Genomic DNA, 7,934 nt, shown 5'->3' with positions numbered 1-7,934 from the left:
CTGCTGCCGCCCCCGCTGCGCGACCGCTTCGGCTTCACCGCACACATGGAGTTCTACGAGCCCGGAGAGCCGCCCAGCACCTCCGCGAGGCCGCCCGCGGCCATCGAGCAGGCCGAGCCGACCTCGCCCTGGCAGCCGACCTCGGCGCCGGAGATGGAGGCGTTCTCCTTGAAGAGCATGCCGATCGCGCCCGCGGCGAGGAGGAAGCGGACGATGCCGTCCTCGTCGGCGCCCGGCACGAAGTTGAGGTAGTAGTGCAGGACCGCCGGGATGATGCCGGCCGCGCCGTTGGTGGGGGCGGTGACCACCCGGCCGCCGGCCGCGTTCTCCTCGTTCACGGCCATCGCGTAGAGCGTGACCCACTCCATCGCACGGGCCAACGGGTCGCCCTCGCTGCGCAGTTGACGGGCCGCGGCCGCGGCCCGGCGCCGTACCTTCAGGCCGCCCGGGAGGATGCCCTCCAGGGCCAGGCCGCGCGACACACAGCCCTCCATGACCCGCCAGATCTCCAGCAGACCCGCCCGGATCTCCTCCTCCGTCCGCCAGGCCTTCTCGTTCTCCAGCATCAGCGCGGAGATCGACAGGCCGGTCTCCCGGGCCAGCCGCAGCAGCTCGTCGCCGGTGCTGAAGGGGTGGGCGAGGACCGTGTCGTCCAGCTTGATCCGGTCCGCCCCGACGGCGTCCTCGTCGACGACGAAGCCGCCGCCCACCGAGTAGTACGTCTTCTCCAGCAGCGGCACACCGTCGGCGTCGTACGCGAAGAGGATCATGCCGTTCGCGTGGTACGGCAGCGAGCGCCGGCGGTGCAGGACCAGCTGGGTCGAGACGTCGAAGCCGATCTCGTGGACCGGGCCGATCTGGGTGCCGAGGAGGCGGATGCGGCCGGTGGCGCGGATGCGCTCGACGTCCAGGTCGGCCTGGGCGACGTCGACCGTGTGCGGCTCGTTGCCCTCCAAGCCGAGCAGCACCGCCTTGGGGGTGCCGTGGCCGTGGCCGGTCGCGCCGAGGGAGCCGAAGAGCTCCGCCCGTACCGCGGCGGTCTGGGCGAGCAGGCCGTCCTGCTTCAGCCGGGCGGCGAACATCGCGGCGGCGCGCATCGGGCCGACGGTGTGCGAACTGGACGGTCCGACGCCGATGGAGAACAGGTCGAAGACGCTGATTGCCACGCCATACTCCGGGGGTTTGCGGGGCGTGCCGAGGGAGGTCACGGACACGCCCCTGCGGGCGGGATGTCGGTTACAGACCTGCGTAGAGGGGGTGCTTGTCGGCGAGCGCCTTGACCCGGGCCTCGAGCGCCTCGACGCGGCCACGACCACATTCGTGGTCCCAGGTGCAGCGCAGGTGCCGCGGGATGCTCGTGGCGGTCATCCGCACTTCCCGCAGGGGCAGTTGAGGAATGGCGCTCATGACACGGCGGCCGGGACAGCGGGGGCGAGGGTGCGGCGGAGCCGGTTGAACAGCTTCGGCTGGTTCAGGGAGAGCACGGCGACCGGGGTGCCCTCGCGCAGGTAGACCGAGACGAAGGAGCGGCTGTCGAGGCCGCCCTCGATGAGTTCGGGGCGGTCGCCGGGGGCGACGTGTCCGGCGAGCTGGATGCGCACCTGGTACTGGTCGGACCAGAAGTACGGCGCGGTGACCCGGGTGGGCGCGGCCGACTCGCCGGTGAGCAGCGTGCGGGCGGCGGTCTTCGCCTGCTCGGTGGCGTTGGTCCAGTGCTCGATGCGGGCGTGCCGTCCGGTGAACGGGTGGGGCCAGCGGGCGACGTCCCCGACGGCGACCACGCCCGGGACGCTGCTCGCGCCGCCTGCGTCGCACACCACGCCGTCGTCCACCTGCACACCGGACCCGGCGAGCCAGCCGGTGGCGGGCCGTACGCCCACCCCGACCACGACGATGTCGGCGGGCAGCAGGCGCCCGTCCGCCAGCCGTACGCCGGTGACCCGGTCCTCGCCGGTGAGTCCCGCCACGCCGGTCCCGCACAGCAACCGCACCCCGTGGTCGGTGTGCAGCGAGGAGACGACCAGGCCCATCTCGCGGCCCAGTTGGCGTTCCAGCGGGACGTCGACGGCCTCCACGACGGTGACGTGGAGGCCGAGTCGGTGGGCGGTGGAGGCCACCTCGGCCCCGATGAAGCCGGCGCCGATGACGACGACCCGGGGCAGTCCGTCGAGCAGTTCGGCGCGCAGGGCCTCGGCGTCGTCGAGGGTGCGCAGAGTGTGGACGCCGGCCAGTCCGTGCATGCCGGGCAGCAGGCGGGGACTGGCGCCGGTCGCCACCACGACCCCGTCGCTGCGCAGCCGCCGTCCTCCGGCGAGGGTGACGGACCGGTCCGCGGGGTCGAGCCGTACGGCGCGCTCGCCGAGCAGCCAGGTGACCTGGAGGGCCTCGTACTCGTCGGCGTCGCCGAGGGCGAGCGCCTCGGCGTCGATGTCCCCCTTGAGGAAGTCCTTGGACAGCGGCGGGCGGTCGTAGGGGGTGTGGCGCTCCTCCCCCACGACGACGACCTCGCCGTCGTACCCCTCTGCGCGCAGCGCGCGGACCGTGCTCAGGCCTGCCAGCGACGCGCCGACGACGGTGATGCTCATGGGGAACCTCCGGGTTGCGGGTGCCCGACCTGGCGTCTCGAATTACACAACATAGCTCGCTATACGCAACATGCTTGAGGCGAGGCAGGGGGCTTGTCAAGAGATGGGCGACATCAGTGCGCAATAGCGCAGAAGGTTGCGCGATGTGCAACCTTCACCCCGCGCACTACGTCACCTCCGACCTCGACGACGGCCCGACGCGAATGCGTATAGTTGCGTCATGAGCAACTACACGGCAGACGGCGAAACCGCGGCTCCCGCGGTGAGCGGGGTGCAGTCCGTCGACCGTGCCGTCAGCGTCCTGGAGATCCTCGCCCAGCGCGGCGAGGCGGGCGTCAGCGAGGTGGCCGGCGAGATCGACGTCCACAAGTCGACCGCGTTCCGCCTGCTCGGCGCGCTGGAGGCACGCGGTCTGGTGGAGCAGACGGCCGAGCGGGGCAAGTACCGGCTCGGTTTCGGGATCGTGCGGCTGGCCGGCGCGGTCACCGGCCGGCTCGACATCACCCAGCAGGGCCGGCCGGTGTGCGAGCGGCTCGCCGAGGAGATCGGCGAGACGGTCAACATCGCGGTGCTGCAGGAGCACTACGCCGTCAACCTCTACCAGGTACGCGGTCCGGGTGCCGTCGGCACGCACAACTGGGTCGGTCAGCTCACCCCGGTGCACGCCACGTCCAGCGGCAAGATCCTGCTGGCCCATCTGTCTCCTCAGGAGCGCGACGACGTCCTCGGGGCGTCCGGGCTGCGGAAACTCACCCCCCACACGCTGACGGTCAGGGCGAAACTGGAGAAGGACCTCACCGCGGCCCGGGAGCGCGGATACGCGGTGACGCGGGAGGAACTCGAGATCGGGCTGCACGCCATGGCGGCGCCGATCCGTTCCCGTGACGGCGAGGTCATCGCGGCGCTGAGTGCGTCCGGGCCCGCGTACCGGTTCACCGAGGAGCGGATGGACGAGGTGGCGCCGGTGCTGCTCAAGGGGGCCGAGGAGATCAGCCATCGGATGGGGTATCTGGGCTAGGCGCTGCGCTGCCTCCCGCGGGGGGGCCGTCTTCTGTCAGGCAGGCGTCTCGGCGCCCCAGCGGGCCGTCACCCGTACCGCGTCCAGTGTCGACGTCACGTCGTGTACCCGTAGACACCAGGCGCCCTGCGCGGCGGCGAGCACGGAGACGGCGGTGGTCGCGGCGTCGCGCTGCTGCGCCGGGCGGGACTGCCCGGTCGCCGGGTCGGCCAGCAGGCGGCCCAGGAAGGACTTGCGTGACGCACCCACCAGGACGGGGTGGCCGAGCGCCCGGATCTCCCCGAGGCGGCCCAGCAACTGCCAGTTGTGCTCCGCCTCCTTGGCGAAGCCCAGGCCGGGGTCGACGATCAGGCAGCCGGGGCGGATGCCCGCCTGCAGTGCGGCCTCGACCCGCAGGCGCAGTTCGCCGACCACGTCGGTGACGACGTCGCCGTAGACCGCGTTCGCCTGCATGGCGGTGGCGTGGCCGCGCCAGTGCATCAGCACGTACGGCGCGTCGGCGCGGGCCATGGTCGGCAGCATCGCGGGGTCGGCCAGGCCGCCCGAGACGTCGTTGATCAGGTGTGCGCCCGCGTCGAGCGCACGGGCGGCGACCTCGGCCCGCATGGTGTCGACGCTGACGACGGCTCCCGCCGCGGCGAGTTCCGCGACGACGGGCAGGACGCGCCGCAGCTCCTCCTCGCAGGTCGGCCGCTCCGCGCCGGGGCGGGTCGACTCCCCACCCACGTCGACGATGTCCGCCCCGTCCTCGAGCAGCGCGAGCCCGTGCGCGACGGCCGCCTCCGGGGCGAACGAGAGCCCGCCGTCGGAGAAGGAGTCCGGGGTGACGTTCACGACGCCCATGACCAGTGTCCGGCCGGGCCGCGGCAGTCCGTGCGGATGCAGTTCCGGCGCCCCCGGGCGCGGCGGGGCGCTCACCTGGACCATGGTGGTCACGAGGAGCCGCCCTTCCGCACCGGGTGAACACCAGCCGCGTCGAACTGGCCGCGCACGCGGTACCGGTCGGACCAGAGGTACGCCCCCGCCGCGGCCCGCGGGGCGGCGAAGACGGTCGAGGCGGCCCCGACGACCGGCCGCCCGTCGCCGGGCGGACACGGCTCGACGGCGGCCCCCACACTCCTCACGCGCCCCCTCCCGCGGGCGCGGCTCCCCGAAGGCGGGCGGCGACGCACGTCGGCGGAAGGTTCGGCGGGGCTTCGGACAGCTCGACGTAGATCGTGCCGTCCTCGACGAGGACCTGGTGGGTGCGGACGGGCAGCCGGGCCGGCGGGGCGTCGACGGCGCCGGTGCGCAGGTCGAACTTGGAAGCGTGCAGCGGGCATTCCACCTCGCAGCCCTCCAGCCAGCCGTCGGCGAGCGAGGCGTCCTGGTGGGTGCAGGTGTCGTCGATCGCGTAGAGCTCGCCGTCCTCGGTGTGGAACACGGCGACCGCCGGGTCGGATTCGAGCCGGAACGCCTCGCCTCGTGGCAGATCGGCGAGACGGCACGCGGGAATCTTCATGACCACCTCGCTGCGTATTACGAAACTGAATGCGCGACGCGCAACGTCAGTTTCGGGCTGCCCCCCACCCTTGTCAAGAAGCAGCCACGCGGCGGTTGTCAAGGAGTCGCCCGCGGCAGCGGTCAAGAAGTCGCCCAGCCGCGGCCACCACGGAGTCACCCGTACCGGCGGGCCCCGCCGCACCGGTCAGGGAATCTCCTGCTCCGCCCAGATGATCTTTCCGTCGGGCGTGTACCGGGCGCCCCATCGATCGGTCAGCTGGGCCACCAGGAAGAGGCCACGGCCGCCCTCGTCCGTGCTGCGGGCGTGCCGCAGCCGGGGGGCCGTGCTGCTGGCGTCGGCGACCTCACAGGTCAGGGTGGAGTCGCGGATGAGGCGCAGCCGGATGGGGGGTTCGGCGTAGCGGATCGCGTTGGTGACCAGTTCGCTCACCACGAGTTCCGTCGTCATGGCCAGTTCCTCCAGCCCCCAGGCTGCCACCTGGCGGGTGGCGCGGGCGCGGACGTCGGCGACGGCGGCCGGGTCCACCGGTACCTCCCACGAGACGACGTGGTCGGAGCCGAGCGCGTGGGTGCGCGCCAGGAGGAGGGCGATGTCGTCCGGCTGCGGCACGGGCACGAGTTGCCGTACCGCCGAGGTGCACAGGACGTCGAGGTCGGTGTCGGAGCGGGCCAGCAGCTCGCCGAGCCGGGACATGCCGAACTCCATGTCGCCGTCGGCGCCCTCGATGAGGCCGTCGGTGTAGAGGCCGATCAGGCTGTTCTCGGCGAGTTCGATCTCGGTGGCCTCGAAGGCCATCCCACCGAGCCCGAGCGGCGGCCCGGGCGGCGGTTCCGGGAAGGACACCTGTCCGTCGGGCGCCACGACGACCGGCGGCGGGTGCCCGGCCCGGGCCATCGTGCACCGCCGGGTGACCGGGTCGTAGACGGCGTACAGGCAGGTGGCGCCGAGGAAGGCGGTGGTGCTGCGGTGGGCCGCCTCGTCGTCGGTCCGCTCGGCGCTCAGCCGCAGCACGAGGTCGTCGAGGTGAGCGAGCAGTTCGTCGGGGGGCAGCTCCATGTCGGCCAGGGTCTGCACCGCCGTGCGCAGCCGGCCCATGGTCGCCGCGGCGGTGATGCCGTGCCCCACCACGTCGCCGACGACGAGCCCGACCCGCCCCCCGGACAGCTGGATGACGTCGAACCAGTCGCCGCCCACGCCGTCCGTGGGATCCGCCGGCAGATAGGCCGAGGCCACCTCCAGCGCGGTTCCGCCGGTCAGGGCCTGCGGCAGCAGACTGCGCTGCAGGGTGACCGCCGCGGTGTGCTCCCGGGTGTAGCGGCGGGCGTTGTCGACGCACAGCGCCGCCCGCGCCACCAGCTCCCGGGCCAGCAGCACGTCGTCGGGCTGGAACTGGACGGGATTGAGCGACCGCATGAACGTGGTCAGGCCCAGGATGGTGTTCCGTGCCCGCATCGGCACAGCGATGAAGGAGTGCAGCCCGAACTCCTTTATCTTTGCCGCTCGTTCGGGCTGTTCGGTGATCCATCGCTCGTCCGTCGGATCGAGGACGGGCAGCAGGATCGGCTCGCCGTCGACGAGCAGGTTCATGTCGTGCGCGGGAGGCAGGAAACCCGCCCGGTCCCCCACCCGCACCACGGCCTCCGGGCAGCCCTCACGCACCGAGCTCATTCCGGCCCGGCGCATCACCGGTCCGACGGAGGCCGGCCCGGCGTCCGTCAGCCACGCACCGTGCCCCTCCGTGCTGAGCACGGGCTCCAGCAGGTCCACGACGACGAAGTCGGCGAAGCGGGGTACGGCGAAGTCGGCGAGTTCCTGGGCCGTCCGCATCACGTCCAGGGTGGTGCCGACGCACGTTCCGGCCTCGTTGACCAGGGTCAGGAGCCGGCGGGCGGTCCAGCGCTCGGTGACGTCCTGGACCATGTAGCAGACTCCGGTGACGGAGTCGTCGGCGTCCACCAGCGGGAAGAAGGATGTCGAGTAGGCGTGCTGGCGGTGCGGGTCGGCCCAGCTCCAGCCCAGGTACTCGTAGTCGGTGACCGGGTCCCCGGTGTCCAGGACCTTGCGCATCAGTCCCTCGATGGCGGCCGCCTGCAGCCCGGGCAGCAGTTCGCCCAGCCGGCGTCCCAGCCGCTGCTCGCGGGGCACTCCGCCGAAGCGTTCCAGGGTGTCGTTGAGCCAGATGTAGCGCAGTTCCCGGTCCATCACGGCCATGCCGATCGGGGAACGGGTCAGGAACCCGTCGAGGACGGACTCGCCGACGGACCACTGCTGGCGCAGCTCCCGGGCCGACATCAGGAAGCACTCGTCCTCGCCGATGCGGAAGGACGCGGAGACCCGCAGGTCGACGTCGAGGCTCCGGCCGTCGCGGTGCCGCACGGAGATGAGACCGCTCCAGCCCATTCCGGCGCGGCACCGCTGCGCCACGGCGGCCACCCGGGCCGGGTCGGCGGGCATCGCCACCAGGCGCGCGGCGGAGCCGCCGACCACCTCGGACGCGGGGCGGCCGAGCAGCGCCTCGGCGCCCCGGGTCCAGCCGAGCACGACGCCCGCCGCGGACACGACCGCCGCCGCGTCGGTGGACGCGTCGAGGAGTTCACGCGGCCCTGAGGGCGTCGGCCCGTCGGATGTTTCTCGCGCAGGTTCCATGGGTGCCATCCGGGTGCCGTCCTCTACACGACCATGTTCCTGCTTGTCCGCCCGATCTGCACGGCCCTGGCGGACTCCCCCGCCCCGCCCGTAGCGCTTCCGCCCTTCCCGGTCCGGGGGGAGCATGGAAGTGCCGCTGGTCGGAACCCGGGTGGCGGATCCCGCCTACGGTGGAGGTGGT

7 protein-coding genes and 1 pseudogene are annotated in these 7,934 nt (G+C 72.6%); 1 reads left to right on the top strand and 7 read right to left on the bottom strand.

Annotated elements, in window-relative coordinates; translation table 11 throughout:
* Positions 1-62 precede the first annotated feature (62 nt).
* The 3 genes and pseudogenes from ACWC1K_RS27210 to ACWC1K_RS27200 all read right to left on the bottom strand — a co-directional run.
* Positions 63-1,166, bottom strand: a pseudogene (locus tag ACWC1K_RS27210) (L-serine ammonia-lyase); the annotation flags it as partial.
* Positions 1,167-1,236: 70 nt separating this feature from the next.
* A complete protein-coding gene (locus ACWC1K_RS27205) occupies positions 1,237-1,368 on the bottom strand; it encodes a hypothetical protein (protein WP_450835026.1) in 132 nt (43 codons plus the stop codon).
* 35 nt (positions 1,369-1,403) lie between these two features.
* Positions 1,404-2,585: an NAD(P)/FAD-dependent oxidoreductase gene (locus ACWC1K_RS27200; RefSeq protein ID WP_450835024.1), complete on the bottom strand. Its 1,182-nt coding sequence runs from the start codon at positions 2,583-2,585 to the stop codon at positions 1,404-1,406.
* Positions 2,586-2,805: 220 nt separating this feature from the next.
* Here ACWC1K_RS27200 and ACWC1K_RS27195 point away from each other — a divergent pair, with 220 nt between their 5' ends.
* On the top strand, positions 2,806-3,603 hold the full coding sequence (locus tag ACWC1K_RS27195) for an IclR family transcriptional regulator (RefSeq protein WP_450835023.1): 798 nt from the start codon (positions 2,806-2,808) through the stop codon (positions 3,601-3,603).
* 36 nt (positions 3,604-3,639) lie between these two features.
* Here ACWC1K_RS27195 and folP read toward each other — a convergent pair whose 3' ends face one another.
* The 4 genes from folP to ACWC1K_RS27175 form a co-directional block, all read right to left on the bottom strand.
* Positions 3,640-4,530: a dihydropteroate synthase gene (gene folP, locus ACWC1K_RS27190; protein WP_450835038.1), complete on the bottom strand. Its 891-nt coding sequence runs from the start codon at positions 4,528-4,530 to the stop codon at positions 3,640-3,642.
* A 5-nt stretch (positions 4,531-4,535) separates the two neighbouring features.
* A complete protein-coding gene (locus ACWC1K_RS27185; RefSeq protein ID WP_450835022.1) occupies positions 4,536-4,727 on the bottom strand; it encodes a hypothetical protein in 192 nt (63 codons plus the stop codon).
* Positions 4,724-5,104 carry a bifunctional 3-phenylpropionate/cinnamic acid dioxygenase ferredoxin subunit gene (locus ACWC1K_RS27180; protein ID WP_450835020.1) on the bottom strand — a complete coding sequence of 127 codons (381 nt, stop codon included), beginning with the start codon at positions 5,102-5,104 and terminating at the stop codon, positions 4,724-4,726. The genes ACWC1K_RS27185 and ACWC1K_RS27180 overlap by 4 nt, the downstream gene beginning before the upstream one ends.
* A gap of 186 nt (positions 5,105-5,290) precedes the next feature.
* Positions 5,291-7,762 (bottom strand): SpoIIE family protein phosphatase, encoded by a 2,472-nt coding sequence (locus tag ACWC1K_RS27175; RefSeq protein ID WP_450835018.1) that lies wholly within the window; start codon positions 7,760-7,762, stop codon positions 5,291-5,293.
* Between the last annotated feature and the right edge of the window lie 172 nt (positions 7,763-7,934).

The organism is Streptomyces sp. NPDC001492 (assembly GCF_053597275.1).
This window is presented reverse-complemented; position numbering and strand designations above follow the sequence as displayed.

Coding starts and splice junctions, on each gene's coding strand:
- ACWC1K_RS27180 (WP_450835020.1), bottom strand. CDS start 5,104: ATGAAGATTCCCGCGTGCCGTCTCGCCGATCTGCCACGAGGCGAGGCG.
- ACWC1K_RS27200 (WP_450835024.1), bottom strand. CDS start 2,585: ATGAGCATCACCGTCGTCGGCGCGTCGCTGGCAGGCCTGAGCACGGTC.
- folP (WP_450835038.1), bottom strand. CDS start 4,530: ATGGTCCAGGTGAGCGCCCCGCCGCGCCCGGGGGCGCCGGAACTGCAT.
- ACWC1K_RS27175 (WP_450835018.1), bottom strand. CDS start 7,762: ATGGCACCCATGGAACCTGCGCGAGAAACATCCGACGGGCCGACGCCC.
- ACWC1K_RS27205 (WP_450835026.1), bottom strand. CDS start 1,368: ATGACCGCCACGAGCATCCCGCGGCACCTGCGCTGCACCTGGGACCAC.
- ACWC1K_RS27195 (WP_450835023.1), top strand. CDS start 2,806: ATGAGCAACTACACGGCAGACGGCGAAACCGCGGCTCCCGCGGTGAGC.